Raw genomic sequence first — 26,145 nt, 5'->3', positions numbered from 1 at the left:
GGCTGCTCCTTTTAGCTGATCTCCGTTTCCAGATCAGGAATCGGCTTCTCCAGGTAATTCATATCCTTTCGGGCGTTAAATCTCTCTGCTTTTTCCACTTTGACCGCAACATTATAGCTTGGGATCTTGGCGAATTTTTCATACACACCTTTAGGCAGCAGGAAGTTGCCTTCAGGAAAATGAAGCTCAATGTTTCCTTTGGCGATGTCGATGAACTTGGCACGCCCCTGGAAAACGCCGTGCTGATTATAAACGACGATGTTCTCTCGATCTTCGATGGACAGTTCCTTCGCATCCTTTTCATTCATCAGCACATCGTATCTCTCTGCACCATTGAACGGATCGGATTCGTTATAGACCATGGAGTTAAACTGCTTTCCTCTCCGCGTAGTTACATAATACGTTCCTTTGCCCTTTTTCAAATCAGGAATATCGACTGGAATTAAGTTGCCTTTGCCGTCCGGAGTCGGGCAGATCCCATCTTCACAGAGCCATGCGCCTCCCCATTGGAATACATCGCCTCGGTCTTTTAAATGCTGGATCCCCTCGTAGTTCGGATTGGCTTTTGCAATCTCCCGGCGAATCTCATGGCCGCTCTTAAATCCAACCAGATGGGCGTTCTTTGGTTTTACACGCTTAGCAAGATCGATGTAAATTTTCCATTCGGTTCTCGCTTCCTCTACCTTCTGGCTGTTCCCTTTAATTTCAGGGGAAAAATACACCATGCGTTCGGTGGAAGTCGAGGTCCCTCCGTCCTCCTGCTCGTAGCGTGTTTTTGCAGGAAGAACGATGACTGTCTCTTTTGCATCCACCAATGTAGATGTGTTAAAGATGATATCCTGATGGACACGCAGCTCAAGGGAAGAGAGTGCCTTCTCCACAAAGACCGGATCCGGCATCGTTTCAAGAAAATTGCCGCCGGACAGATAATACATTTTGATTTTCCGTTCATGTCCCTCTGGCAGCATGATATTTTCAAGTGAAACGCCCAGTACATCTCCCTGCCACTTTGGAATCTCAAATCCCCACAGCTTTTCAATTCGCTCTATATTTTTCGGTTCAAAATCACCTCCCGGCAGTACAAAAGGATCGGCACCCATCTCCCCGGAGCCCTGAACACTGGAATGCCCCCGTATCGGCATAAGCCCGCAATGCTTCCGTCCCAAAAAGCCCCTCAGCAGCGCCAGATTGGCAACCTGTGAGATGTTATCAGAAGCAAAGGTATGCATCGTTAATCCAAGGGACCAGACGAAAACACCGGACTTGCTTCTGGCAAGAAGCTCTGCAAGTTCATAGATGCGCTCCTTGCTGACGCCTGATGACTGTTCAATCGCTTCCCAGCTCTGTTTCTGAACCTTCCTCTTTAATTCCTCATAGCCGTTCACATGCTGATTCACAAAATTGTGGTCGATCGCTGAGCCGCGCTCTCTCTTCTCCATCTCAAACCAATGCTTCATGATGCCGTGCATGAACGCGATATCTCCGCCAATATTGACTTGATAAAAATCATCCGCGAGCTTCGTTCCGAAAAGGGCAGATTCTCCAATGGACGGAATCCAGTACTTCTCCATCGATGGTTCACGGTACGGATTAATGCAGATGATCTTCGTGCCGTTACGCTTAGCTGCATACATATATTTTGTGGAGACCGGCTGGTTGTTCGCGGCGACTGAACCCCAAAAGACAATAACGTCCGATCCGATCCAGTCCTGGTAGTTACAGGTAGAAGCACCCACTCCAACCGATCGTTTCAAAGCGGTTTTTGACGGCGAGTGGCAGATGCGGGAAGCGTTATCAATATTGTTCACTCCCAGATACCGCGCCACTTTGGCCGCCACATAATACGATTCGTTCGTAATCCCCCTTGATGTAAGGAAGAACGAGATCTGTTTTGGATCAAGCTTCTTCATCTTACCCGCGATGGTGTTCATGGCGTCATCCCATGAAATTCGTGAAAACTTTCGCTCTCCTTTGCGGCGGATGAGAGGATAAGGAACACGTCCAAGCTTTCTCAGCTCGGCGCTTGAGTATTTACGAAGTTCGTCAATGTCAGCATGAACGATCTCTTCTTTCATCGCCGGCATGGTGTTCAATCGAAGGACATTTAATCGTGTCGTACAAACGTGCGGCCCAGCGAGGGTTTGGTCGTAAAGTCCGGACACCCCAAGCGCACACCCGTCACAGACGCCCTGCGTCAGGATCTTGCCCGCGTAAGAAAGATTATCTCGGTTTTCCCATGCGGCTTTCATCGTATCACGAATATGGCCGGGCTTTATCTTTCCAAGGCCAAACGGAACCGGGCTGACCCAATGCTTGGGAGCAGGTGTTTTTGGAAGTTTTATCGGTCCTTGATGTTTCGTTTTTCCCATACGGCACACTCCTTTTTAACTTTTTTACAGGCTGTCGAATGATTTCGATTGTCGATTATCTAATTCCTCTTCAAAGTATATGGGGTGCTGGAACATAGAATTTCAGAACCAGCCCTTAAAAAACAAAAACCACCGGGGACCCGATTACGCGAAACCGGGAACCGCGGTGGTAGTCTTTAACAGGAACGCTGCCAAGTGCCAACACAGATGGTCCTTACTTTTTAATAAATTTGTCTTGAATATTTTCGTTAAAAACGAAGATTGACATCCCGAAGTCTTTTTCGATATCAATATCTACAAAAAGCTCCAGAAACGAAGCGCCCAGCAATTCTTCCATTTCAACTGGATGGTTCTTTTTGTACATGTCCTTTACCATCTCGGTTCGAGCCGAACGAAGCATCTGCCTGCCTTCATTAGAGCCTGAAATAAACTTCTCGACCGGTGAAAGATTGCCTTCCATTTCACAAATGGCCCAATTTTTGCAAAAGGTCGTTTTGATCTGCCGGGGGCCTTTCCCCATATGGCGCTTACGAAAAGCTCTTACCAGATTACTGAATTCCGCTTCATAATTGTTCATAAACGACAACCTTTTTTTGTGCTTTTTGCTTATAAAATTATAAATCACAAATGGAGAACGTGCAACTGTTCGTCCGATTCTTTCTCCCTTTTAATCCTGCGGATATCCAACCGTGCAAGGAATGAAACGATCAGCGCCACGATAAACAGGGCAGCGAAGAAGGTAAGACTTTCTGCGTAGCTTCCTGTAGTATCCTTCACCCAGGCGGCAAACAGCGGACCTGCCAATCCTGCGGCTGCCCATGCCGTTAAAATGTAACCATGGATGGCACCGAGCTGTCTGGTTCCAAATAAATCACCGATATATGCCGGAATGGACGCAAATCCTCCTCCATAACAGGTATATACGATAGCGAGCATGATTTCAAAAATGATCGTGGTCGTAACGTTCGGAAGTAAAAAGAACAGGACGATCTGCACGGCGAAAAACGTTGTGTACGTATTGGTCCTGCCGATATAGTCGGATACGGACGCCCAGCCGATCCTTCCAAATCCATTAAATAAGCCTAAAACACCCACCAGCGCTGCCGCTTCGGTGGTAGTCATTCCTATGCTTTCCTCAGCGAGCGGTTTAGCTGCTGATAGAATAGCGATCCCACAGGTCACGTTAATGAACAGCATGAGCCATAAATAATAGAATCGTTTTGTCTTAACCGCCTCATTGGCTGTCAGCTGCGACAAATCCTCAGTGACAGCTGCCTTTCCGCTGTCCACCTTCTTGCGATAGCCTGCAGGCACCCAGCCCTCTTTTGGTTTTTCCAGGTATAAAGAGGAAAGAACCATGACCACAAAATATGAGATTCCAAGGATATAAAACGTGTTGGCAATCCCGACTGATTTAATGAGACTGTCCATGATCGGCGAGCTGATGGCCGCAGCGAATCCAAACCCCATGATGGCAAGTCCGGTCGCAAGCCCTCTTCGATCAGGAAACCACTTTACTAGTGTCGATACCGGAGCGATGTAACCTACGCCAAGACCGATTCCTCCAAGTACCCCATAAAAAACATACAATAATGGCAATGACTCTAACTGAACGGCCAGTCCCGAACCAGCCACACCGGTCCCAAAAAAGGCGGCAGCCAGCAATCCGGATTTACGAGGGCCGTACTTCTCTACGAAATGCCCCAAAAATGCTGCAGACAGCCCCAGAAAAAGAATGGCCAGACTGAACGTCAGCTGCACCTCACTGGCTGTCCACTTAAACTTTTCTGATAAAGGCGTGGTAAAATTGCTCCACGCATAAACGGAGCCGATGGAAATATGAATTCCCACGCCCGACAGCGCAATCAGCCATCGATTTTTGACCTTGCTCATCATAACCCTCTCCTCTTTTATGTAATAAAAAGCCGCCACAAACTTGTCTTATAGTTTTATAGAACTATAAGTAAAAGATTGCGACGGCAGCAAATCACAGGTTCGCTGTGGTATACCAATCCGGTTTTTTGAAGCGCTTACAGAAGAATCCTTTTAACAGGCGACAGGTTCACTGCTCCTTGCCAAATGATTCCCTAACCACATGTTCACGAAATATTCAAATTTTTCAATCTTAATAGTAATGGAATTAAATGGGGCAGTCAAGTGTCCTTTTAAAAATTAAGTCAGTTTTTCATCACGCCATGAGGTTCAATAACAAACTTTTTTGCTGCCCCTTTGTCAAAGTCCTTATATCCGGAAGGGGCTTCATCAAACTTTAAAACGCTAGAGAAATAAGAAGGAGACGACAAATTAAAATGCGATTATAATACCGTAGTAATTGCCCATTATAAGAAAGTAAACGATACAAAAGAAAAAGGAGTTCAGGATGAAAAAATTTATGTTTCTTAAAGTAGTTTTAATCTCGTTCATATGCATAGCCATATTCGCATGCTCCAGACCATCCACCAATAAGAAGCAAGAAGAGAATAAAGAAAAGAAGAGTACTTCGACCCCTTCTGTTAAGCTTATTGGAAAATATCCATTAGAAAATCCACCAAAGTTATCTAAAAATATCCATGGAGCGCTAGGATCTTCTCTTCTCCATTTGCCAGGTGACCCTGATAACATTTTTTATTCTTCGTCCGATCGGGGCCCCAACGGGAAAATGACCGTAAATAGTGAAGAACGGAGAACCTTTCCAATACCAAAGTATACGCCTGCAGTGTATAAAATGGAAATTTCTAAAGGAAAACTAAAAATAGTAGAAATCATTCAATTAAAGTTACCAAATGGATCAGATCCTGTAACGGGAAGCTCCACTATTACAGGTTTGCCTAATTTTAAAAAATTTGATGAAGCACCATATGATGCGAAAGGGAAAAATGTTTTGTCATATGATCCCTATGGTTTAGATACTGAAGGGCTTGCTTACAATCCAACAGATCAAACGTTTTGGTTAAGTGATGAATACCGGCCAAGTCTAGTCCAGATAAAAAAAGATGGTACCCTTGTAAAACGGTTAATACCGTCTGGGATGGAATCTAAATTTAAAAACGCTCCTCTGATTCCTGTAAAGGGGAGTTTGCCTGCAGTTCTAACAAAACGAATGGAAAATAAAGGATTCGAAAGCGTGACGATTACTCCAGATGGACGTTATCTTTTCACCATGACACAAAGTGCACTGTCAAACCCTGGTGAAAATTCGAGAGTAGTTCGGATTCTAAAAATAAATGTAAAAAATTCAAAGGTAATAGCCGAATATGCATACCTTGCTGATAATGGACGAAAGTTGGGATTTGATCAAAAAGATATTGGAGTTTCTGATCTTTATGCTATTAATGAACATCATTTGCTTGTCGACGAACGAGATTCAGAAATAGGAAAAAAAGCGAAATTGAAGAAAATATATAAAATAAATTTTCAAGGTGCAACAAATATCTTAGGAAGGGACAAACATAAAGGAAAAACGCTCGAACAAATGAACGCAAAAGATTTAAAAGCTGCAGGAATTAAAATGGTTGCTAAGAAGGAAGTATTGAATCTTTTAAATTACGATTATCCTTATGAAAAAGCAGAGGGAATGTCGTTAGTTCAGGGCAAAAAATTGGCTGTCATTAATGACGATGACTTTGGAATGGAAGATCCGAATAGTAAAACAGAACTTTGGTTGTTCCGTTTACCCTGAAAAAACACCGTAATCTAAAAAAGGGGCTGTCCTAGAAGTCTGGAAGCCGTTGATTTCCGTTTCAGGCCGCTCGCTTTTACCGGCGCGAGCGCCTACTTTCGCGGGGCGTGCGGTGAGCCTTACCGGCGTGAACGCCTACTTTTTGGCGCAAGCGCCTGCGGGAGTCTCACCTGTCACGCTAGTCCCCCAGGACAAGGAACGCTGCGGCAGCGGTGCATCGCACGAAGAAAATGTGATTTTCATTTTCGAGGATCTCGCACCTTCCACTATAATCAACTTTTCATTGAAGATTTTTTGCGCGAAAAAGGAGCTGCCTGAAGGTCAATTTTTGACTTTCAGGACAGCCCCTTTTATATTATGGCAGTTTTTTTAGAATAACGACTTTAAGATAATCTCCTTCTCTAAACTCTTTGATCGTCTTAAAGTCTTCAGGAAGTCTGTGCTCTTCAAGAATTTTATACTTGCCGCCGGTCTGGCGGAACGCTTTTTCAATAAAGCCTTTGAACTTGCTCATGCCAAACGTGCTGCAGTTGGATGAGGCGACGATTACTCCATTCTTTTCCGTGATGGCAATCGCCTGTTCAAGCAGTGCCGGATAGTCTTTTCCAGCGCTGAACGTATGTTTCTTGGAACGCGCAAAGCTCGGCGGATCCAGGATGACCAGGTCAAACAGCAGCTTTTTTCTTACCGCATATTTGAAATAGTTAAATACGTCCTCGACGATAATATCTTGTGACTCATAATCAATACCATTGATGCTGAACTGTTCCTGTGTCTTGCTTCGGCTTCGATTGGCCAGATCGACACTCGTCGTTTTTACTGCTCCGCCCAATACGGCTGCCACTGAAAAAGCACCGGTATACGAAAAGGTATTCAATACCCTCTTGCCTTCCGAGTACTTGTCCCGGATGGCTTTCCTCACTTCCCGCTGATCAAGGAACACACCGACCATCGCGCTTTCATTTAAGTACGTCGCAAAATGAATGCCATTTTCCTGGACGATAAGGGGAAACTGCGCTCGCTCTCCTTCAACAAAGTCATCATCTTCAATGTACGTTCCTTTTTCAGCAAACCGCTTCTTCTCATAGATCCCTTTAAAGTCTGTCAGGTTTCTAAGCGCTTGTAAAATAAATTCCTTGAATTGATAGATCCCTTCACTGTACCAATTGATGACGTAATATCCATCAAAATAATCCATGGTGACACCGCCGATTCCGTCACCTTCTCCGTTAAAAACACGGAAGGCGGTAGTGAGCGGATCTTCAAAAAACGGCTCCCGGTCTTTGAAGGCTGCCTTTAATTTCTTTTCAAAAAAGGACTGGTCGATCCGTTCCTTGGGGTTCCGGCTCAAAATCCAGCCGATCCCTTTATTCTGCTTGCCATAATAACCTTTGCCTATAAACTTGCCGCTTTCATCAACGGCTTCAATGATTGTTCCTTCTGCCAGACCTTTGTCCACGTAAGAAACGGCATCGCTTACGATCAGCGGTGATCCACCTTTGATGCTTTTATCGGAAGATTTTATTTTCACACGAGCTGTACTCATCATTCCACCCAATTCATCGATCAATTTTCTGGTTCACGTTCTGTCATTATAATACTTCTGGCGAAAGAAATCATTAATGCCATAAAATAAAGCACAACTCTCCATACGGGTTGTTGTGCTTCTGGTTTGTACTTAAATGAGGCAAGACTCGGTTTGGGCTGCAGTCCTCTCCGTTCTATATGTTCGGCTATATGTCGTATATTTATTTATTTTTTCAAGGCTTGGCTGATAGCCGATACCTGGGGAGTCTGGAACTGAGATCCATCCATTTTCCACTGTTACCTCAGGCTCAATAATGTCATCTGCCCAGTAAAGTGAGGAGGCCGCAGTATCACCTGGCAAAACAAAGTTCGGAAGAGTAGTAATCGCAATATTGTGGGCTCTTCCCACTCCCGATTCGAGCATCCCCCCGCACCATACAGGAATACCCTGATCCTGACACAGGTCATGAATTTTTTTGGCTTGAGTAAGGCCTCCCACACGGCCAATTTTGATATTAATAATTTTACAGCTTCCCAGCTTTAAAGCCTTTCGGGCATCATCCAAAGAGTGGATGCTTTCATCGAGGCAAATCGGTGTTTTCAGTTCGGCCTGCAAGTCTGCATGGTCAATAATGTCGTTATAGGCGAGCGGCTGTTCAATCATCATTAATTGATAATCGTCAAGCGCTCTTAACCGATCCACATCATTTAAGGTGTACGCAGAATTTGCATCAGCCATAAGAGGGATATCTGGAAAAGCCGAACGTACCTTTTCGATTAATTCAATGTCCCATCCTGGTTTAATTTTAAGTTTAAAGCGTTTATAGCCCTCTGAAAGACGGGATTCAATCGTTTTTAGCGTTTCCGCAACAGAGTCTTTTATTCCGATACTGACGCCGACCTCAATTTGTTTTTTTGTTCCTCCAAGTGCACTTGAAAGGGGCTGGTTTTGCTTTTTCGCATACAAATCCCAAACGGCACCCTCTATAGCAGCTTTTGCCATATAATTGCCTTTGATGAAAGCAAAATATTGTTCAGTGAGTTCATCTGGATGCTGAATATCGTTATGAAGCAAGATGGGGATTAAGTAATCCTCGAGCATGTGCCAGTTGGTTTTCACTGTTTCTTCATTATAGACAGGATCAGGCATCGCTACTGATTCTGCCCATCCAGAAGTTCCATCCTCACTTCTTACTTCGACGAGAATAAATTCCCTGTCATATTCTGTGGCAAAGCTGGTTGTAAAGGGGTGGAGTAAATCTAGTTTCATATGCCGTAATATGACTTGGCTTATTTTCATTTGCAGTTCTCCTCTTTTCCTTCGCCATAAAGCAAAGTCCAATTATCTTTTGGTCAGCACATAAAATTGTACTGGAAGCTCCTTAACGTCATTCTTTATGAAATCGGTCACCTGCCAGCCGTTCTGAAACAAGCCAGTAAAAATTTCCCGTGTTTTCAAACGCCAGTTTATGGCTTCCTTCAGGCTGGCTTCTCTGATCATTCTAAAATTCTTTGGGATAGCCACAATCGCCTTATCGCTTTCTGTCCCAGCCAGAGGAGCGCTCAAAGGAACGGGCAGCCCGTCCCCATTTTTCTTCCATTGAATGAGTGACATTTCCACCGCCTGTTCAAGGTGATGAACCGAAGATCTGCGGGGGATGTGCTCCTGATCGATATGCCATTCGACAAGAAAGCGGTCTGTAGGAATTTTACTGTTCAATGGATCTTCCAGTTCACCATAACAGTTTTCAATATAGGAAGAACAAACGCCGCCAAGCTTTGAGATATTCAAATAACCATTAATACTTTCCAATGGATCATACGTCCAGGTAATAAGAGGGTAGCCTATCTTTTTTGCCTCCTCACACTGGGCGATCTTTAATTTCTCTCCAATTTTTTTATTTCGAAACTCTTCATCAATCCCAAGCATATGGGAACAAAGATAACTCGTTTTTCCGTTATATCCTGGAAAGCTGTATTGAAATCCCACCAGGCGTTCCCCGTCATAGGCTCCTAATACCAATCCGCCGTTTTTCACTGCAGTAATGGTCTGGTGTGATGGTGTCGAGTCGGCTTCTCCCCAGATCTTTGCCTCCAGCCTTCTTACATCCTCCAGCTCTTCAATAAGACGAAGGGATCGGATTACAATACTCTGTGTCATGCAGCACCTCCGTTTAATCCTGGTTGAAATCCGCTTTCTGCAATGGAACCATTTTTGTTTTCTTTATCATTTTGTATCCGAGAAAAGCAAGTAAAAACAAAGGAAGTCCAATATAGGACACTAATATGCCATACCAGTCGATCTGCGTTTCAAAGAAAGCAGCGTAATTTTGTCCGAATATGGCAGTCAGGCACAGGACGGTAGCCAAGATCGGACCTAGCGGAAACCATTTAGATACGTATGGCAAATCATGTAACGCTCTACCCTGAGCCAGGTAGGCTTTTCGGAAGCGATAATGTGTAATGGAAATTCCCAGCCATGAAAGGAAGCCCGACAGGCCTGCTGCATTCAGCAGCCAAGTATAGACCGTTCCCTCTCCAAAAAGCGAAGTTAGAAAAGCGGCCATCCCAATAATGGCGGAAAAGTACACGGCGTTTGCCGGCACCCCGCCTGCATTTACTTTTTTCAGGAACGAAGGGGCTTTGCCCTCTTTAGCAAGTACCCATAAGACCCGCGATGCTCCATACATCGCTGAATTTCCGGCGGATAGCACAGAAGTAAGAATGACTGCATTCATAACAGAAGCTGCCATCGCAAACCCTGCATTTTTAAAGACGAGCGTAAAAGGGCTGACCGCAATATCTTGTATATCCGTGCTTAACAATCGCGGGTCATCATAACTGATCAAAAATCCAATGACAATAATGGCCAGTACATAGAATAAAAGCAGTCTCCAGAAAATCTGTTTAATTGCTTTTGGGATGTTCTTTTTCGGGTTTTCACTTTCTCCTGCCGCAATCCCTACGAGCTCCGTACCCTGAAAGGCAAAGCCGACCACCATAAACACTCCTAAAATAGAAAAAATACCTCCATTAAACGGCGCCGGTCCCTTAGTGAAATTTTCAAATCCTGCTGAATTCCCGTGCATAATCCCAAAAATCATCAACACTCCTACAGCTAAGAAAATAATAATAGTCGCTACCTTTATGATCGCAAACCAAAACTCAGATTCACCATAACCCTTTACCGATAAAATATTTAAGCCGAAGATAAGAGCCAAAAATAAAGCACTCCAGACAATACCAGGCACACCAGGAAGCCAGTATTTCATGATCAGAGATGAAGCTGCCAATTCCAGAGCGACGACAATTGCATTGTTATACCAATAGTTCCAGCCTATTGCAAATCCCAGAGCAGGATCGACAAACCTGGACGTATACGTACTAAAGGAACCGGTAATAGGAATGAACGCCGCCATTTCAGCTAAGCTCGTCATGAGAAAGTAAACCATAACACCTGCAACCAAATAAGCAGCAACTGCACCGCCGGGTCCTGCTGTGTGAATGATTGAACCACTGGCTAAAAACAGTCCCGTTCCAATGGTGCCTCCAATGGCAATCATGGAAAGATGTCTTGTTTTAAGCTTTCGCTCCAAGTGTGTTTGGCCGGAAACTGGCCGTGCTGCATCTTCAATACGAACGGCTGATGGAGAATTTTGCACGATGATATCACACCTCTTTCTCTAATTTTTATCCGTCTTTTTCTTTTTCTTATTCACTAAAAACATCGTAGTTTGTGTACAGATTCTCTAATTTTTCCTGCCTGGTTTGAATGCGTTTTTTGTCCTTCTCATAAATCCCTGCAATGATCAGATCCAATAAGGTAATAACAGACGCAATGGAATTCGGGCCGGCTTCTGCATTTTCTTCCGTGGTTAATGCAATATCAGAAATGCTTCCGACGGGAGAAAGGAGACGGTCAGTGACCGATATGAGGCAAATCCCGTGTTTTTTCGCGATTCCTGCCATTTTCAGGGCTTCGGTTGCATATCTCGGAAAAGAGAAGATAACGACGGCCGATTTGTTGGTAAGACTGCAGAACTTTTCAAAAAAATCTCCAGAAGGAGAACTTAACCAAACATTTTCTCGTAAAGAGCCTAGCGTATAGGAAAACCAGTAAGCCGCTGCATGTGAAATACGATGACCCGCAATTAATATTTGATCCGCCTGGATCAAGACCTCTACTGCCTTCCAAATTTCCTGGACATTGGCCTCGTTTAAAAGATGCCTTAAAATGTGGACTTCGCTTTCGATGACTTTGGTAAAAAGATCATGGCGGTCATCACGTTCTTTTTCCTTCAAATGATCAGTTTGAGCCAGCTGCAGCAGCTGATCTTGAATCTGATCATGCATTTTACTGAAACTTTCAAAGCCTAATGCGTAAGAAAGACGTATAACCGTCGTTTCACTTACACCTGCTTTTTTTCCAATCTGATAAGCGGTCTTAAAGACTGCTTCATCCAGGTTTTCGATCAGATAGTTTGCGACCTTTTTCTGGCCTCCCGATAAATGCGGGAATTTTTCTTTTACTAAACGTTTAAAAGGAAGCTGATCCATCAAATACTCCTTTCCGTTTAGAATTAAATCCTTCATTTTTTATAAAAGAGAATCAAATACTTCGTTAATTCTTACACTACCATATTGAAAGAAGAATGAGAATACTTTTCGACTATTCCGATTATTCATTTGGAAAGTTGCTATACACGCTGATCCATAAAAAAACAAAACCATCCGGGAAGATGGTTTTGTCCCTGCATTTTCTTTAACTCTTCAAATCTCTCTTTTTATAAAAGACAAAGGCAGCCGATAAGCAAGCTGCACAAATAACCGCTGCCAGAGTAACCAACACCGCGTCCACCCCGCTGTCACTTAACAGGTTCTTCGCCTCAAAGTATTTAAAAGGCGTAATGTACTTGAGAGCATCAAGCTTGTCATTCAGTTCGATGACGATCGACAGGATATAGGCAGCGAGAAGGATCCCGGCAGCCAGGGACGTGGCCCTCTTAGGATGCTTGGTGATAGCCGCGATCACCATGCCGATTGCCAGGAACAAGACCTGCAGCAATAACAATCCAGCCATGAACTTCCAAATCTCACCTGTGTCTGCAGTGGACTCATAGTGCTTCACCATGGCAGTGGAAAAAGCATAGGTTACGAGATTAAAGATAACGAGCAGCACGAGTGATGCTGCAAGCTTCGATGTTATGATTCTTATGCGGGAGACTGGTTTGGCCATTAGAAACTCTGATGTTTTGTCACGCTCTTCTTTTGCAACCATATTGGCTCCGAGCATGACAGCATGGATAGTTGCCATTAAGACGAGATACGAAAACAGCATTCCGTAAAACCCCATGACCGTTGACAAATCCAGTGAGCTCAACCCAAATATCGCCTGAAGTGATTTAGGCATCGCACCGAAGATCTCGTTCGCCGACTGCCCGGAACTTTTCATCGTTCCATACTTGCTCATTCCTGAAACCACCATAAACAGAATGCCGACGCACCACCAAATCATGGACTTACGGCTATATTTCAGCTCTCTCCAAAAGATATTCATTGTTTGTCACCTCTTCCTTATCCTGCTATGCCGCATGGATGTCTTTTTTCGTAAACAGCATGTAACTGGCAGCCACCGCCACCACTACAACGGACGCACCAATACTGATATATACCGGTTCATAAGAGGAATGCTTCATAATATACGGCAGATCGAAAAATTTAAACGGTGTAATATAACGTATGGCTTTATCCCCTATAACAGAGCCGAACGTGCTGATGATAAAGAAAGCAAATACCGTACCGAGCGAAATCGGCAATACTTGCCGAATCCTTGAAAAAGCTGAAGCTACGAGAAAACCAAGCGATGCAAACACGAGTTGAACAAAGAAATTTGCCGCAGACATGAAAAAGAAAGCTTTTTCATTAAAATCAGATGTCGCTGCTGCAGATGCCATACCGTATGAAACAGCGATAAAAATGACATTCGTGAAGCTCTTGTCACTGGTTTCGTGAGAATAAACTCGGCTGTCTTCCCGCTGACTTCCTTGGAAAGAATGCCAGTGCCAAGGTTCATCGCCTGAATGGCACCGCACAGCATCACATATAAAAAGAAATACGAGTAAAATCCCAGAAGTGATGTGATCGTGCTGATCTGAACGCCTAATGCCTTAAGCACACCTTCCGGATAATTTTGAAGGACCTTAATAAACTGATCACCATCCTTTTCAACCGATGGGTAGATCGAAAAAAACAGCACCGTGACTGCCGCCAGCGCAAATGCCCAGATCAGCATGGACTTACGGTTCACCTTAAGCTCATGCAAGAAGATATTCACTTGGAACCCTCCTCCTTCTCATAATAATGAAGAAAGATTTCCTCAAGGTCTGGTTCATCCACCCAAAGGTTGGACAGTTCCATTTCGGCAAGCTTTTTCATGATGATGTTAATGTTGCCGCTGTACAGGAAGCTGATTTTATGACCATCACTCTCAATGTTGGTGACGCCATCCACTGCAAACCATCCAGCATCCACCGGCTGTTTTGTTTCAATTTTAATCTTCTTATGGTTGTTTTCCTGAAGGGTGCTGATCTTCTCGACGGTAATGAGCTCGCCTTCTTTAATGATCGCGACCCGGTCACACATCTTCTGCACTTCACTCAGAATGTGGGAAGAAAACAGGATGGTCGCTCCCTTTTTGTTCTCTTCTTTTAATAGATCAAAGAACTTTTGCTGCATCAACGGATCCAATCCCCCAGTCGGCTCATCCAGAATGATCAGCTTCGGCTCGTGCAGCATCCCCTGAACGATACCCACCTTTTTCCGGTTTCCGTAGGACAAATCCTCGATGCGCTTATTAAGGTTCAGATCCATGATTTCCGCTAGCTCATGAATCCTTTTTCTGCAGTCTTTTTTATAAAAGCTCGCCGAATAGTTCAGGAGGTCCTTCACTTTCATTTTGTCGTAGTAGAACACCTCTGAAGGCAGATACCCGATTTGTTTTTTGATTTCCGGCCCGTGTTTAATGACGTCTTTACCGAAAATCGTTGCGCTTCCGCTTGTTGGAAAGATGATCGACAACAGTGTTCGGAGTGTTGTGGATTTACCGGCGCCATTCGGACCGATGAAACCAAAGATCTCCCCTTCTTCCACATGAAAGCTGATGTCCTCGATTCCTCTGGCATTGCCATATCTTTTCGTTAAGTTCTTAATTTCAATCACATTCATGGCCGAAGCCTCCTTATCTGTAATAAGCCTTTTTGAATAAATCAATGTACTCACTGGCTTCCGCAAACACCTCGTCATAATCAACCGCCTCATCCTGCACTTTCGCTTTGGCCAGTATTTCTTCACTGAGGCCATCAAAAGCCCAAAGCATACTTTTTATGACTTTTGTAAGATCCAGATCGTCCCGAAACTTCGAGGTACCAATCCCATCAAAAAGCCACGTGCAGCTGCTAGCCTTAAAATCCTTAATCTTGCTTTGAAAATCGCCTCTGATTTGATCCGATTCCTCCAGCAGCGCTTTCTCAAAAAATCGGAAGATATCTGGATACGTATGAAGAAGCTCAATCTTAATCAGCGTCATGTCCTGGAGCCTTTTGAAGAAGTCTGTTTCCTCCATGACCACCTTTTTGTAAAAGTTTTCCACGACCACGTCCATACAGTGATCAAACAAAAAAAGATACAACGTCTTTTTATTCTTAAAGTAATGAAACAGCAATCCTTTAGATATGCCAGCCTCCTTCACGATTTCGTTGGTCGAAGCATGGTCATACCCCTTCTGCACATACACTTTGATGGCAGCATTCAAGATTTTGATTTGTTTTTCATCTTCCAGATTGTAAAATTTCGAAAACACAGGCAGCACTTCTTTCATCATTTATCGCCAATCGGTTGACCATATCGGTCAATGTCAGTATATGCTCGTTGACCACTCTGGTCAACAAGATTTTTTCGTCAAAATTCAGCCAGGCTGCTGCAAAGATATTCCCGGTGAAAATGCATAAGTTTTTGTTTGCTTTATGATGATAACGATTTCCATGGCTTGAGCTCTAAAAGGAGGTGTTCGAAAACTGCATATTGATGTTAGACATACATCGACATGTTTTGACACACAAAAACACCCATCCTTTACTAATAAGGATGGGTGCTCCAAGATCATCTCCCGCGCTTCCACTTCGGAAGCCTCGGCTCTTTAACACGGATAAACCGAATGATGATAAACAGGATGTAGATCGCCAGTGCTACATAGAAGAACACCGGCACTTTCTCAAATCTTGCCTTAGCCAGGAGATAGAACATATAGAACAAAAACAGAGTGACGATGACACCGTTTTTGGGCAGTTTGATGTTTTTGAAGCTTGGAATTTTAATGGTGCTGACCATCAGAATCGCCAGCCCGTAGAAAGCAATGATGAAAACCCACAGCGGGATCATTTTTACAAACAGAACCAAGAACGTAACGATCGCTCCTGCCAGTGTGATCGGGATTCCGGTGAAGTGCTTTAGCGATTCTTCTTGGGAGGTTACATTGAAACGGGCCAGACGGTAGGCTCCGAACACTGGAAAGATTCCGGACATCGCTACCCCGTATATATAATGAAAGTCGGCAAAGTACGTATGAGCGGCTAAAAAGGCTGGTGCTACCCCGAATGAAACGATATCTGCCAGGGAATCGAGTTCCTTTCCCATCTCATTGGTCACTCCAAGAATTCTTGCTGCCCTGCCGTCAACCGCATCGAGCATGATGGCGATAAAGATCAGGATGGTGGCGTTCTTGCTGTCGCCGTCTATAATATAGCCGATCGAAAAAAAACCGCAATATAAATTTCCAAGTGTCAGCAGATTGGGTATATGCTTTTTCATTGAGCACGTCCTTTGTATGTAGACTATACCCTTTAATACTAAAGCATTTCAGGAAATTTACAATCGAATTCCCAATGAAAAAGGGTGCCTCCCCCTTCTGATTTACATTTTTATTTTATTCAATAACTTGATAAATATTTCTATTTCTTCTACTGTAAATTCACTGAACGTTTCCTGATAGAAATCATGCAGGACTTGATCCATTTCATCCCCGAGCTGTTCCCCTTTTGGCGTGATCGATAAATAAACGATTCTCCGGTCCTGCTCACTGTGTTTTCGTGTGACGAGACCGCGGTTGATCAATTTATCGCTTGTTACAGAAATATGGCTGTTCGTCACCTGCAGCCGATCCGCAATTTCCGATACCATCTGATCACCGTGGCAGCGAAGTACCTTTAGAGCCGCATATTCGTTAAGCGGAATAAAATCCTTTAGCAAAGCATGAAAACATGCCCTGGCCTTTCTATTTTGATTTCTATAGGTTGTCACGAGATCCTGAACGAGCGCTTCTCGGTTTTTCATAGCTATTCTCCTTGCTGGCATTGCAGGAAATGATGAAGCAAAGCCTGGCTTGCGTCAAACTTTGGCTTTAATCCCAGCTTCTATTTTTTTTAACAATCGAATATATTCATCTTGCTCTTCCTTGGTTAGAGTGGAAAGCATTTCTGCCCAAAAGCCATTCCGTTTTTCAATGATGGCAGAAATGAGCGATTCTCCGGCTTCCGATAATACGACCCAGACCACTCTCCGATCCTTTTCATCACGTGTACGCTGGATCAGCTGGTCTTCTTCCAGCTGGTTCAAAAGTGTCGTTGTCGCTCCTGAAGTCATTCCCATCGTCTTGGAAATATCCACTACCATGCTTCTTTGTTTCTGAAACAGCATCTTAAGCACCGCGTACTTGGTTGGTGTCAAACTATATGGGAATTCCTTGATTTGATTTTGAATAAACGCTCTTTGCAATTGAAAGAACGTGTCCTTGATGCGATCAAGCTGCTCGATTTGAGCTTGTAATTTTTGTTCCATAGCAATCCCCTTTGGGTTATTTGGCTCAACATGATAGTATCATTAACCCTTAAAAAATTAAAATTCATTTTTATTGTGCACTTCAGCCTTTTTGTGGTAAAGTGTTTACTTATATAATACCTTTATCATAAAGTATCTTTGGATAAAAGTAAAACTTCACAGAGGTATCAATCATTAACAGTTAGCTGTGATCTACAGTTAATAATATTAATAATTAAGGAGGGCAACTAAATGTCTAGAGGTCGTTTACTCATGACCAACATCGTAGCATTTCTCGTAGTCATAGTTTTAATCGCAGGAGGAGCGTATTACTATTTCCAGAATAGCAATTATGTTTCGACTGACAATGCAAAGGTAACAGGTGATCTGCGCAACATCACTGCTCCAACCGATGGAAAACTTTCTGATTGGAACCTGGAAGAAGGTAAAAAGGTCACAAAGGATGATAAAATCGGAAAAATTTCCGGTGCTGAAAAATCAATGGATATTAAAACTCCTGCCGATGGAACCATCATTAAAAAACAAGCGAGCGATGACCAAATGGTTCAAGCGGGCCAAACCCTTGCAAGTGAAGTCAACATGGACGATCTATACGTGATCGCGAACATTAAAGAAGACGAATTAAAAGATATTGAAGAGGGTGACCAAGTTGACGTTACTGTCGATGGTGACGATGAAACTACCCTTGATGGGAACGTTGAAAAAATTGGTTTTGCCACAAATTCTTTATTCTCATTAATGCCTAAATCAAACGATGACGGCAACTACACAAAAGTAACTCAAACTGTACCTGTTAAAATTTCAATCACAAACTCATCTGATAAAGTATTGCCAGGTATGAACGCAGAAGTAAAAATTTCTAAAAACTAATGATTGATAAGAATGATACTTCCTAAGAAAGGAGGAAGAATAACATGTCAAGCGAATTTCAACAGCCGCAAGACTCACACAATATAAAAAGATTTATTCCTTTATTAGCCATACTCATGGTCGGTTTATTCCTTGCAATCCTGAACCAGACGCTGCTGAACGTGGCCATTCCCCACTTAATCACGGAATTCGGAGTGTCAGCGAATACAGCACAATGGCTATTGACAGGCTATATGCTGGTCAATGGTGCACTTATTCCGCTCTCACCGTTTCTGATTGAGCGGTTCGCGGTTCGCCGCCTCTTTTTGTTCGCCATGTTCTGCTTTACGCTCGGCTCTTTGATCTGCGGGATCTCAACAGGGTTCCCGATCATGCTGGTTGGACGTTTAATCCAGGCCGTTGGCGGCGGAGTGCTGGCACCTCTTGTAATGACCATCATTATCTTTATTTTCCCTCCGGAAATCCGTGGTAAAGGGATGGGGATTTTTGGTCTTGCCATGATGTTTGCTCCAGCAGTCGGCCCCACACTCTCAGGTTTTGTCGTACAGAACTATGACTGGCATCTTCTCTTTACTGGAATGGTGCCGCTCGGTTTTGTCGTCTTAATTCTCGCGTTTTTCAGCCTGAAGGACATACAGCCGCCAAAAAAGGTTACGGTTGATGGCCCTTCCGTCTTTACATCTCTTGCCGGTATGTCGCTGCTCCTTTATGGATTCAGTGAAGCAGGAAATGATGGCTGGGATGATGCGGTCGTACTTTCAACCATGATTGCAGGGGCTGTCCTGCTCATGATTTTCACGATCAGGCAGCTTCGTATTGAGAAGCCGCTGCTCGACATGCGGATCTTTAACTATGGAATCTTCTCATTAGCCAGTGTTATAAATGTCGTTTTGACGATCAGTTTATTCTCCGGGATGTTCTTGCTTCCGATCTATCTGCAGACCATCCGCGGCTATTCTCCGCTTGATTCCGGACTGCTATTGCTGCCGGGGGCATTGATCATGCTGGTCATGTCTCCGGTCTCAGGAACACTGTTTGATAAATTGGGGCCTCGTCCTCTCGCGATTTTTGGTATGGCGATCACAACGGTAACGACTTATTTCTTTACACGATTAACGATGGATACACCTTACACGTTCATCGTCATCCTATATATGTTCCGTATGTTCGGAATGTCATTCTTAATGATGCCGATCATGACAGCGGGTCTTAACCAGCTGCCTAAGCACCTGAGCAGCCATGGTACATCGATGTCCAATACGCTGCGCCAGGTCTCGGGCTCCATTGGTATCAGCCTGATCACTACGATTTTTACAAACCGGACAACGTTTCATATGAATGAAATGGAGGGATCCATGAATACAGCTGATCCTTTCTTCATGGCATCCTTCCATGAATTTGTTCAAAAAGTAGCGGTCACACTGCATCTTCCTGTTTCACAGGCTCAGCATCAGGCGGTAACGATTCTATTTGGAAAAGCGAGCCAGCAGTCCAGCATTAATGGCATTAACGATGCTTTCATTATCGCAACCGTTATTTCGGCCATTGGTTTGGTACTAAGCCTCTTTCTCCGTGACGTTCGAAAAGACAAGGTCAGAGAAGCGGCCGCGCCAGTGCCTCAGAAAGATGAAATTCTTCTGCTGCCTGCGCCTAAGAACGTGTCCTAACAACGTACTGTATTAAAATCTGGAGGAATGTTTCATGAATATATGTATTGTCTATGATAGTGAAGGCGGCCACACAAAGGCATTAGCCGAATCCATCGCAGCCGGAGCACAGCAAGTGAGCGGCGCCAATGTGTACCTGCAGCATGTAGATGAAGCTGATGTTTATTCCCTTCCTAAGATGGATGCGATCATTTGGGGATGCCCCGGCCATTTCGGAACCATCAGCTCTGGCCTAAAAAGCTGGATCGACAAGCTTGGCTATTTATGGGCGGAAGGAAAACTCATCAACAAAGTGGGGGCTGTATTCTGTACAACAGCCACCACCCACGGAGGATTGGAAGCGACTCTTCTTAACCTCATTACTCCAATGCTTCACCAAGGTATGATTATTGCTGGCCTTCCTGGCAACATCCCGGAAAATGCCCTGTATGGATCTTACTACGGCGTCGGAATAACTTGTCCGATTGAAGGGAATGACCTCATTACCGAGGACGACCAGGCGCTTGGACGCGCATTGGGAGAGCGTGTAGCTCAGGTTGCACAGCAATTTACAGAACGGTAGGTGATGGAAAAATGATCGGCATATTACTTATAGTAGTCGCCGTGATTTTAATTGCAGTCTTAATTGTTATTAATACGAGGGCTTTTGCCGCCAGGAACAAGGCAAATACGGAGAATGAAGACGTTCAGTCTCCAGCTGTGGAAGAACCCGTGCACAAACCTGCACGAGATGAAACCGCCGCTGCCCAGGAAAATCACGAGAATATAGCTGCATCATCGCCAGCAGTCCAAGAGAACGTGCCTGAGAAAGACTCGAATGAGATGGGTGACATCGAGTACCGTCATGCATTGCAGAGATTAAAAACGTCTAAGCCTGCGGCTCCTCAGGATGAACCGGAAAAGCTTTCGATGAAAGATAGCGATTACCGCAACGCTTTAAAAGCAATGAATAAAAAACGCGATAATAAATAGAGAAAAGCCATAGAATGTCGACTTCTATGGCTTTTCTCTAACCATTTTCAAAGAGGTGCTTTTTATGAAAGTTCAAGAGTTCATGATCTCCAATGTGATTAAAGCCAACCCGGATGATACCCTCCGAAACGTCCTTCGTTTGCTTGTTCAAGAAAAGATCGGTGGAGTGCCAGTGGTCGATGAGCACGGAAAGCTGCTTGGTATGGTGTCCGACGGTGATATATTACGTTCCATCAAACCCCGTGAACGGCAAATCTATGATTTCTTTTCCTTCGTCTTTTCTCCGCAGGATGAAATGGAAAAAGTACTGCATCTTCTCGCTAAACATCACTTTAAAAAGCTTCCGGTGGTCGAAAAGGAAAAACGGGTTGTCGGTGTCATCAGCCGCGGAGACGTTATCCGAAGAATTCAGCAAGCCCTCCTTCAGCAATTGTAATGGAACTTTCGTGTAAAAAGCAGCCGTCACCGGCTGCTTTTTTATTGTGCAGGTATGTTTGTATACTTTTCACGGAGCAGGAACTTTTGAATTTTGCCGCTTGCGTTTCTCGGCATTTCATCGACAAAAACAAATCTTCTTGGCCGCTTGTAATCTGCCAGCTTCTGGCTGTTTTTACAGAAGGCATCAAGGTTTTCCTCGGAAAGTTCCCCTGTTTTCCTCACGACGATGGCCGTCACCCGCTCTCCCCACTTTTCATCAGGCTCTCCAAGCACAGCTACATCAAGTACTCCGTCATGCTCGTATAAAAGATCTTCCACTTCACGCGGGTAGATATTTTCTCCCCCGCTGATGATCATATCGTCCATCCGGTCAGAAACAAAAAGGTATCCTTCTTCATCCATATAACCAATATCTCCGCTATGATACCATCCTTTATGTACTGCTTGCTCGGTAGCGTCATTCCGGTTGTAGTACCCTTTCATCATGCTTGGCCCCCGGACGATGATTTCTCCGGCCTCTCCCGGCGGAAGGATGTCTTCGGGGTCAGACGGACCTTTAGTACCGGGCCGAACGACACGGATTTCATGATTAAAGCAAGCTTTTCCGGCAGAGCCGGCTTTTGCTTCCTGTTCGTCTTCAAACAAAAAGGCGATAGCGGGTCCCATCTCCGTCATACCATACGCTTGTACAAGCTGAATGCCCAGCTTCTCCCCAAGCGCCCGAACGAGAACGGGGGCCATCGATGCTCCGCCATAAAGACCGAACCTCATGGAAGAGGTCTCGTATTGAGAGAGTTCTTCCTGCAGCATCATGTTCCACATGGTAGGCGCGGCAAACATCACCGAAATTTTTTCGTCCTGAATCGTTTGAAGGACTTTTTTTGCATCAAAATGGTGCATGATTACTGTCGTACATCCATTATGGACCCGCGGCAAAAATGCACAGTGCAGTTCAGCACAATGGAACATGGGAGCAGCCGCCAATCCTCTGTCTGACGGCCTCAGCTGCAGAGCCTGCATGCAGGTTAAACTCTGCTCGACCATGTCCCTGTGGCGGTGCATCACTCCTTTTGGCTGTCCAGTCGTTCCGCTCGTATACATGATCGCATACAAGTCGTTCTCGTCCATTTCAACATGTGGCGGTGAGCCTTGAGCTTCTTGAACCCTGTCGTGAAAACGAACTGCCCGCTCCGGTGCTTCATCGCTGACCGACCAGAAGGAAACAAGTGGAAACTCATCAAACAAAACCTTCACCTGCTGCTCCAGATCTTTTTCATAAATAAAAAGAACAGGTTTGGAATCATTGAGAATATACGAGACTTCACCTGATTTTAACCGGAAATTAATCGGATTGATGACGGCGCCTATTTTTGCACAAGCAAAGTAAACCGTCGCAAATTCACTCGTGTTGTACATGAAGACAGAAACCACATCCCCCTTCTTTACCCCCGCAGCTAAGAACGCCTGTGCAGTCCGGTTGACATACTGATTCCATTCTCCATACGTCCATCTTCGGTTACGGGACACATCAACCAGCGCTTCCTTATTCGGATACTTGCTTACCGTCTGCTCAAATAACCTTCCAATCGTCGGATACATCCATTCTTCCTCCCACTTTTTTTAGAGTGAAAACAAGCAATGCCATGCTGAAGTTGTTAGAGCCTATAATCTGTTAGGTACTAATTCCCCAGAATCCCTTTGAATCCCTTGTTAATCGTCTGCGTAAATAGAACTATTTTTCCGATTTGTTAACTAAATGTAATAAAACATTTCGTACCAGTGGCCGATACACATCTATGAATCAAACAATGTGAAGCATTTTGATTTTAGAATGATGTGCAGAGGAGATCGAGATGAAAAAGCTAGCAATTCCGGGGTTTTGTTTTGCCGTACTAACCACAGCCGCTTTATACCAGAGTACACATACCAAACCCGTGTCCGCTCAGGAGTTAAAAACGAAGTATGTGAATGTCAGTGCAAGCTCAAGCCTGAACTTGCGAAAAAGCGCAACGACAAAGTCAGCCATTATCGCCAAGCTCGTAAAAGGCAACAAGGTAATCGTCTATTCAGAAAGCAAAGGATGGGCAAGGCTTAAGTACAACGGGAAATATGGCTATGTCAGTTCCAAGTATCTGATTACCAAACCTTCAGCTAAAACAACGATAAGCGCCGCGAAACCACAAACGGCCATTAAATATGTAAAAGTAAGCCAGGGCACATTAAATATGCGCAAAAGCGCCTCTTCAAGTGCAGCGGTCATCGCCAAATTAGCAAAAGGAACAAAGGTGACCTTCTATTCTGAATCCGGGGGATGGTCAAAAATCACAGCCGGTGGAAAAACAGGCTATGTCAGCTCAGCTTATTTGTCCACTTCCAACCCTCCAGCTGCCCCAAATACAGCTAAACCGAAAACCGTTACGAAATATGTTATGGTGAAGTCAGGAGACACTCTCAATCTGAGAAAAAGTGCTTCTGCCACATCAGCGATCGTAACAAAACTAAAGAATGGTTTAGCGGTTACGGTCTATTCCGAGTCGAAAGGGTGGGCTAAAATCAAAGCCAATGGCAAGGACGGGTATGCCGGCTCCGTGTATCTATCTGCCAAGAAGCCGGTGGTTAGTGCATCCAAGCCAGCTCCCAAACCGGCAACCAAATATGTAAAAGTATCATCATCCGATAAGCTAAATCTGAGAAAAAGCCCTTCGGCCAATGCAGCCATCATTACTAAACTTGTGAACGGCCTGCAAGTAACGGTCTATTCCGAATCCAATGGCTGGGCTAAGATTAAGGCCAACAATAAAAACGGGTATGTGGATTCAAGCTATCTCTCTGCCGCGAAGCCAGTGCCCAGCAAGCCAGCTGAACCTGCAAAGACAGTGACTAAGTTTGTTAAGGTCGGAATAAACTCGAGCCTTAACATGCGTTCTGGCCCTGCAACGACGTATTCCATAATGGCCGTACTTAAACACAACACGCCTGTCACCGTTCATTCGGAGGCCAAGGGCTGGGCCAAAGTATCTGCCGGCGGAAAAACCGGGTATGTCAGTACTTCCTACTTGGCGGTTCAGGCAGAAACCAATCCAGGGATCACCAATACAGCTTATGGAATGACACTGGATGAGATGGCCGCCATTCAGATGAAAGTGAACCCGCAAACCGATAAAAAGTACACTACGTTTATCCGTAAAGATGCGCTTGATCTTTCGAGCAGCACCACCGGGGTGGTGGATGGGACCGGCTGGCGTGTCAGGGGCGGCGCAGGAGATCAATACTGGGTTGTCGGCAATGTCAGCAACGGGGAAAAGCTTCAGATAGTGAATACGGTTAAAGGCGCTGACGGCTATACCTGGTATCAGGTGATCTACAATAAAACATGGGTCAATGCCAGCCCTGAGGACGTAAGATACCTGCTGAACGTTAACAATTTTAAAAACGATCCGGTTAAGTCCTATCAATTTTTAAAACTTTCTCAGAGTGCGAGCTTAGATAACAGTGAAGTCAATGAAAGGATTCTGGCAGGCAAGGGCATTTTGGAAGGAAACGCCGATGCTTTTATTGAAGCTGGAAAAGCGTACGGAATAAATGAAATTTACCTCATCTCCCATGCTTTGCTTGAAACCGGGAACGGAAAATCCAAACTCGCAACCGGTGTCGTCTATAATGGCAAAACCGTTTACAATATGTATGGAATTGGAGCGGTTGACCGCGACCCGATCAACATGGGAGCCAAACGCGCCTACGACGAAGGCTGGTTTACCCCTAGAGCCGCCATTATCGGCGGAGCAAAGTTTATTTCCAAAGATTATATCCAGGCTGGACAGGATACTCTTTATAAAATGAGATGGAATCCGCTGGCTGCGTCTTTAACCGGCACGGCGACTCATCAATATGCAACAGATATCGGCTGGGCTTCCAAACAGACGACCCAAATGTACAACCTGTACAAACTGCTCTCATCTTATAAACTCATTCTGGAGATCCCCGCCTACAAAACCATCGGTAAATAAAAAAAGCAGACATAATGTCTGCTTTTTTTATTTACTTCCAATTGATCTTCTTCACCGTTTTAAAGCCATTATGTTTTTGAAGTTCTGTGTCCACATAGAAATACGGCTTTACTACAGAGGGTCTTACGTAGATTTCCTTTCCGGTACCATGGTTATACATTTTCATTTGATAATCAACGCCAGCTCCATAATAATAAGCCTGCCAAACGATCTCGGAACAATACAAATATTTTCGATTAGTAGGATCAGTTGAAACCTTATATGTACTATTTTTATATTTCGCGCCTTTCTTCCAATAATTATCATACGCATTTTGAGCTGCTTTGTTTGCAACAGACGCTTTATTGTGGCGAACGACCTTCGTCGTGTCATAATGATCTAGCCACTTGCTGATGCTCCACACATAAGGCTTTTTATTGTAGCTCATGCTCGTAAAGAGAACATTTTTTCCATCGGGCAGCACAATTCCCGCATGACCGACCAATTTGTAGGAGTTATAGGATTTGGTGATCAATATATCTCCTGCTTTGTAATCAAACCCCTTCACTTTAGCTGCTTCTGCCGGCTTCGGCACGTATGTCAGGCACAATGCAAACAAGCTGACTGAAACTAGCATAGCTTTTAATACTTTCAATCTAATTCCCTCCTTTATGGATTAAACAAGTATTATTATTCCATAAATATCCAATAATTGAATGTGAGTTTTTTTACTTTTTTTACCTTTT

General features: G+C 44.3%; 25 protein-coding genes and 1 pseudogene. 7 read left to right on the top strand and 19 right to left on the bottom strand.

Annotated features, from left to right (window positions below):
* Positions 1-11: 11 nt before the first annotated feature.
* The 4 genes and pseudogenes from QYF49_RS19180 to QYF49_RS19165 form a co-directional block, all read right to left on the bottom strand.
* Positions 12-2,369 carry an FdhF/YdeP family oxidoreductase gene (locus tag QYF49_RS19180; RefSeq protein ID WP_290401206.1) on the bottom strand — a complete coding sequence of 786 codons (2,358 nt, stop codon included), beginning with the start codon at positions 2,367-2,369 and terminating at the stop codon, positions 12-14.
* 214 nt (positions 2,370-2,583) lie between these two features.
* On the bottom strand, positions 2,584-2,946 hold the full coding sequence (locus QYF49_RS19175; protein ID WP_290401205.1) for a Na-translocating system protein MpsC family protein: 363 nt from the start codon (positions 2,944-2,946) through the stop codon (positions 2,584-2,586).
* A gap of 44 nt (positions 2,947-2,990) precedes the next feature.
* Complete coding sequence (locus QYF49_RS19170; RefSeq protein ID WP_290401372.1) at positions 2,991-4,262, bottom strand: L-lactate MFS transporter; 1,272 nt, start codon at positions 4,260-4,262, stop codon at positions 2,991-2,993.
* A 284-nt stretch (positions 4,263-4,546) separates the two neighbouring features.
* Positions 4,547-4,636, bottom strand: a pseudogene (locus QYF49_RS19165) (hypothetical protein); the annotation flags it as partial.
* 113 nt (positions 4,637-4,749) lie between these two features.
* Between QYF49_RS19165 and QYF49_RS19160 the strand changes: the two are divergent.
* A complete protein-coding gene (locus QYF49_RS19160) occupies positions 4,750-6,048 on the top strand; it encodes an esterase-like activity of phytase family protein (protein WP_290401204.1) in 1,299 nt (432 codons plus the stop codon).
* Between the two features lie 355 nt (positions 6,049-6,403).
* Here QYF49_RS19160 and QYF49_RS19155 read toward each other — a convergent pair whose 3' ends face one another.
* From QYF49_RS19155 to QYF49_RS19095, 13 genes are all read right to left on the bottom strand, one after another.
* Positions 6,404-7,597: a class I SAM-dependent rRNA methyltransferase gene (locus QYF49_RS19155; protein WP_290401203.1), complete on the bottom strand. Its 1,194-nt coding sequence runs from the start codon at positions 7,595-7,597 to the stop codon at positions 6,404-6,406.
* A 129-nt stretch (positions 7,598-7,726) separates the two neighbouring features.
* On the bottom strand, positions 7,727-8,875 hold the full coding sequence (menC, locus tag QYF49_RS19150) for an o-succinylbenzoate synthase (RefSeq protein ID WP_290401202.1): 1,149 nt from the start codon (positions 8,873-8,875) through the stop codon (positions 7,727-7,729).
* 42 nt (positions 8,876-8,917) lie between these two features.
* Positions 8,918-9,736, bottom strand: coding sequence for a GNAT family N-acetyltransferase (locus QYF49_RS19145; RefSeq protein WP_290401201.1), 819 nt, complete (start codon positions 9,734-9,736; stop codon positions 8,918-8,920).
* A gap of 13 nt (positions 9,737-9,749) precedes the next feature.
* Entirely contained in the window at positions 9,750-11,237 is a 1,488-nt protein-coding gene (locus QYF49_RS19140; RefSeq protein ID WP_486599198.1) for an amino acid permease, read from the bottom strand.
* A 49-nt stretch (positions 11,238-11,286) separates the two neighbouring features.
* Positions 11,287-12,132 carry a MurR/RpiR family transcriptional regulator gene (locus QYF49_RS19135; protein ID WP_290401200.1) on the bottom strand — a complete coding sequence of 282 codons (846 nt, stop codon included), beginning with the start codon at positions 12,130-12,132 and terminating at the stop codon, positions 11,287-11,289.
* A gap of 205 nt (positions 12,133-12,337) precedes the next feature.
* Positions 12,338-13,132 carry an ABC transporter permease subunit gene (locus tag QYF49_RS19130; RefSeq protein ID WP_290401199.1) on the bottom strand — a complete coding sequence of 265 codons (795 nt, stop codon included), beginning with the start codon at positions 13,130-13,132 and terminating at the stop codon, positions 12,338-12,340.
* Positions 13,133-13,157: 25 nt separating this feature from the next.
* Positions 13,158-13,391 carry a hypothetical protein gene (locus tag QYF49_RS19125; RefSeq protein WP_290401198.1) on the bottom strand — a complete coding sequence of 78 codons (234 nt, stop codon included), beginning with the start codon at positions 13,389-13,391 and terminating at the stop codon, positions 13,158-13,160.
* 29 nt (positions 13,392-13,420) lie between these two features.
* Positions 13,421-13,909, bottom strand: a complete 489-nt coding sequence (locus tag QYF49_RS19120; protein ID WP_290401197.1) for an ABC transporter permease subunit — start codon at positions 13,907-13,909, stop codon at positions 13,421-13,423.
* Positions 13,906-14,799, bottom strand: coding sequence for an ABC transporter ATP-binding protein (locus QYF49_RS19115; RefSeq protein ID WP_290401196.1), 894 nt, complete (start codon positions 14,797-14,799; stop codon positions 13,906-13,908). Before QYF49_RS19115 ends, QYF49_RS19120 begins: the two co-directional genes overlap by 4 nt.
* Before the next feature lie 13 nt (positions 14,800-14,812).
* Positions 14,813-15,433, bottom strand: a complete 621-nt coding sequence (locus tag QYF49_RS19110; RefSeq protein ID WP_290401195.1) for a TetR/AcrR family transcriptional regulator — start codon at positions 15,431-15,433, stop codon at positions 14,813-14,815.
* Positions 15,434-15,732: 299 nt separating this feature from the next.
* Positions 15,733-16,440 carry a CDP-diacylglycerol--serine O-phosphatidyltransferase gene (pssA, locus tag QYF49_RS19105; protein ID WP_290401194.1) on the bottom strand — a complete coding sequence of 236 codons (708 nt, stop codon included), beginning with the start codon at positions 16,438-16,440 and terminating at the stop codon, positions 15,733-15,735.
* A 102-nt stretch (positions 16,441-16,542) separates the two neighbouring features.
* Complete coding sequence (locus QYF49_RS19100; RefSeq protein ID WP_290401193.1) at positions 16,543-16,962, bottom strand: MarR family winged helix-turn-helix transcriptional regulator; 420 nt, start codon at positions 16,960-16,962, stop codon at positions 16,543-16,545.
* A 54-nt stretch (positions 16,963-17,016) separates the two neighbouring features.
* Positions 17,017-17,466 carry a MarR family winged helix-turn-helix transcriptional regulator gene (locus tag QYF49_RS19095; RefSeq protein ID WP_290401192.1) on the bottom strand — a complete coding sequence of 150 codons (450 nt, stop codon included), beginning with the start codon at positions 17,464-17,466 and terminating at the stop codon, positions 17,017-17,019.
* A 231-nt stretch (positions 17,467-17,697) separates the two neighbouring features.
* Between QYF49_RS19095 and QYF49_RS19090 the strand changes: the two genes are divergently transcribed.
* The 5 genes from QYF49_RS19090 to QYF49_RS19070 all read left to right on the top strand — a co-directional run bounded on the left by QYF49_RS19090 (position 17,698) and on the right by QYF49_RS19070 (position 21,411).
* The gene (locus QYF49_RS19090; protein ID WP_290401191.1) at positions 17,698-18,336 is read left to right on the top strand and encodes a biotin/lipoyl-containing protein; all 639 of its coding nucleotides are present in this window, start codon (positions 17,698-17,700) and stop codon (positions 18,334-18,336) included.
* A gap of 44 nt (positions 18,337-18,380) precedes the next feature.
* The gene (locus tag QYF49_RS19085) at positions 18,381-20,003 is read left to right on the top strand and encodes a DHA2 family efflux MFS transporter permease subunit (RefSeq protein ID WP_290401190.1); all 1,623 of its coding nucleotides are present in this window, start codon (positions 18,381-18,383) and stop codon (positions 20,001-20,003) included.
* 34 nt (positions 20,004-20,037) lie between these two features.
* Positions 20,038-20,565, top strand: a complete 528-nt coding sequence (locus tag QYF49_RS19080) for an NAD(P)H-dependent oxidoreductase (RefSeq protein ID WP_290401189.1) — start codon at positions 20,038-20,040, stop codon at positions 20,563-20,565.
* A gap of 11 nt (positions 20,566-20,576) precedes the next feature.
* A complete protein-coding gene (locus tag QYF49_RS19075) occupies positions 20,577-20,975 on the top strand; it encodes a hypothetical protein (protein WP_290401188.1) in 399 nt (132 codons plus the stop codon).
* A 64-nt stretch (positions 20,976-21,039) separates the two neighbouring features.
* Complete coding sequence (locus QYF49_RS19070) at positions 21,040-21,411, top strand: CBS domain-containing protein (RefSeq protein WP_290401187.1); 372 nt, start codon at positions 21,040-21,042, stop codon at positions 21,409-21,411.
* A 41-nt stretch (positions 21,412-21,452) separates the two neighbouring features.
* Here the strand turns inward: QYF49_RS19070 and QYF49_RS19065 are convergent, their stop codons facing one another.
* Positions 21,453-23,012 carry a fatty acid--CoA ligase gene (locus QYF49_RS19065; RefSeq protein WP_290401186.1) on the bottom strand — a complete coding sequence of 520 codons (1,560 nt, stop codon included), beginning with the start codon at positions 23,010-23,012 and terminating at the stop codon, positions 21,453-21,455.
* 254 nt (positions 23,013-23,266) lie between these two features.
* On the opposite strand from QYF49_RS19065, the gene QYF49_RS19060 reads away from it, so the two are divergent.
* Complete coding sequence (locus tag QYF49_RS19060) at positions 23,267-25,420, top strand: SH3 domain-containing protein (protein WP_290401185.1); 2,154 nt, start codon at positions 23,267-23,269, stop codon at positions 25,418-25,420.
* Positions 25,421-25,451: 31 nt separating this feature from the next.
* Here the strand turns inward: QYF49_RS19060 and QYF49_RS19055 are convergent, their stop codons facing one another.
* Positions 25,452-26,054, bottom strand: a complete 603-nt coding sequence (locus QYF49_RS19055; protein WP_290401184.1) for a restriction endonuclease subunit S domain-containing protein — start codon at positions 26,052-26,054, stop codon at positions 25,452-25,454.
* Positions 26,055-26,145 lie beyond the last annotated feature (91 nt).

The organism is Fictibacillus terranigra (assembly GCF_030412265.1).
Lineage (GTDB): Bacteria > Bacillota > Bacilli > Bacillales > Fictibacillaceae > Fictibacillus_C > Fictibacillus_C terrinigri.
This window is presented reverse-complemented; position numbering and strand designations above follow the sequence as displayed.

Bases quoted from the DNA above. Each gene is read 5' to 3' on its own strand.
- QYF49_RS19115 (WP_290401196.1), bottom strand. From the start codon at position 14,799: ATGAATGTGATTGAAATTAAGAACTTAACGAAAAGATATGGCAATGCC.
- QYF49_RS19180 (WP_290401206.1), bottom strand. From the start codon at position 2,369: ATGGGAAAAACGAAACATCAAGGACCGATAAAACTTCCAAAAACACCT.
- QYF49_RS19060 (WP_290401185.1), top strand. From the start codon at position 23,267: ATGAAAAAGCTAGCAATTCCGGGGTTTTGTTTTGCCGTACTAACCACA.
- QYF49_RS19100 (WP_290401193.1), bottom strand. From the start codon at position 16,962: ATGAAAAACCGAGAAGCGCTCGTTCAGGATCTCGTGACAACCTATAGA.
- QYF49_RS19130 (WP_290401199.1), bottom strand. From the start codon at position 13,132: ATGAATATCTTTTGGAGAGAGCTGAAATATAGCCGTAAGTCCATGATT.
- QYF49_RS19095 (WP_290401192.1), bottom strand. From the start codon at position 17,466: ATGGAACAAAAATTACAAGCTCAAATCGAGCAGCTTGATCGCATCAAG.
- QYF49_RS19170 (WP_290401372.1), bottom strand. From the start codon at position 4,262: ATGAGCAAGGTCAAAAATCGATGGCTGATTGCGCTGTCGGGCGTGGGA.
- QYF49_RS19135 (WP_290401200.1), bottom strand. From the start codon at position 12,132: ATGGATCAGCTTCCTTTTAAACGTTTAGTAAAAGAAAAATTCCCGCAT.
- QYF49_RS19065 (WP_290401186.1), bottom strand. From the start codon at position 23,012: ATGTATCCGACGATTGGAAGGTTATTTGAGCAGACGGTAAGCAAGTAT.
- QYF49_RS19155 (WP_290401203.1), bottom strand. From the start codon at position 7,597: ATGATGAGTACAGCTCGTGTGAAAATAAAATCTTCCGATAAAAGCATC.
- QYF49_RS19075 (WP_290401188.1), top strand. From the start codon at position 20,577: ATGATCGGCATATTACTTATAGTAGTCGCCGTGATTTTAATTGCAGTC.
- pssA (WP_290401194.1), bottom strand. From the start codon at position 16,440: ATGAAAAAGCATATACCCAATCTGCTGACACTTGGAAATTTATATTGC.
- QYF49_RS19090 (WP_290401191.1), top strand. From the start codon at position 17,698: ATGTCTAGAGGTCGTTTACTCATGACCAACATCGTAGCATTTCTCGTA.
- QYF49_RS19070 (WP_290401187.1), top strand. From the start codon at position 21,040: ATGAAAGTTCAAGAGTTCATGATCTCCAATGTGATTAAAGCCAACCCG.
- QYF49_RS19085 (WP_290401190.1), top strand. From the start codon at position 18,381: ATGTCAAGCGAATTTCAACAGCCGCAAGACTCACACAATATAAAAAGA.
- QYF49_RS19145 (WP_290401201.1), bottom strand. From the start codon at position 9,736: ATGACACAGAGTATTGTAATCCGATCCCTTCGTCTTATTGAAGAGCTG.
- menC (WP_290401202.1), bottom strand. From the start codon at position 8,875: ATGAAAATAAGCCAAGTCATATTACGGCATATGAAACTAGATTTACTC.
- QYF49_RS19080 (WP_290401189.1), top strand. From the start codon at position 20,038: ATGAATATATGTATTGTCTATGATAGTGAAGGCGGCCACACAAAGGCA.
- QYF49_RS19160 (WP_290401204.1), top strand. From the start codon at position 4,750: ATGAAAAAATTTATGTTTCTTAAAGTAGTTTTAATCTCGTTCATATGC.
- QYF49_RS19175 (WP_290401205.1), bottom strand. From the start codon at position 2,946: ATGAACAATTATGAAGCGGAATTCAGTAATCTGGTAAGAGCTTTTCGT.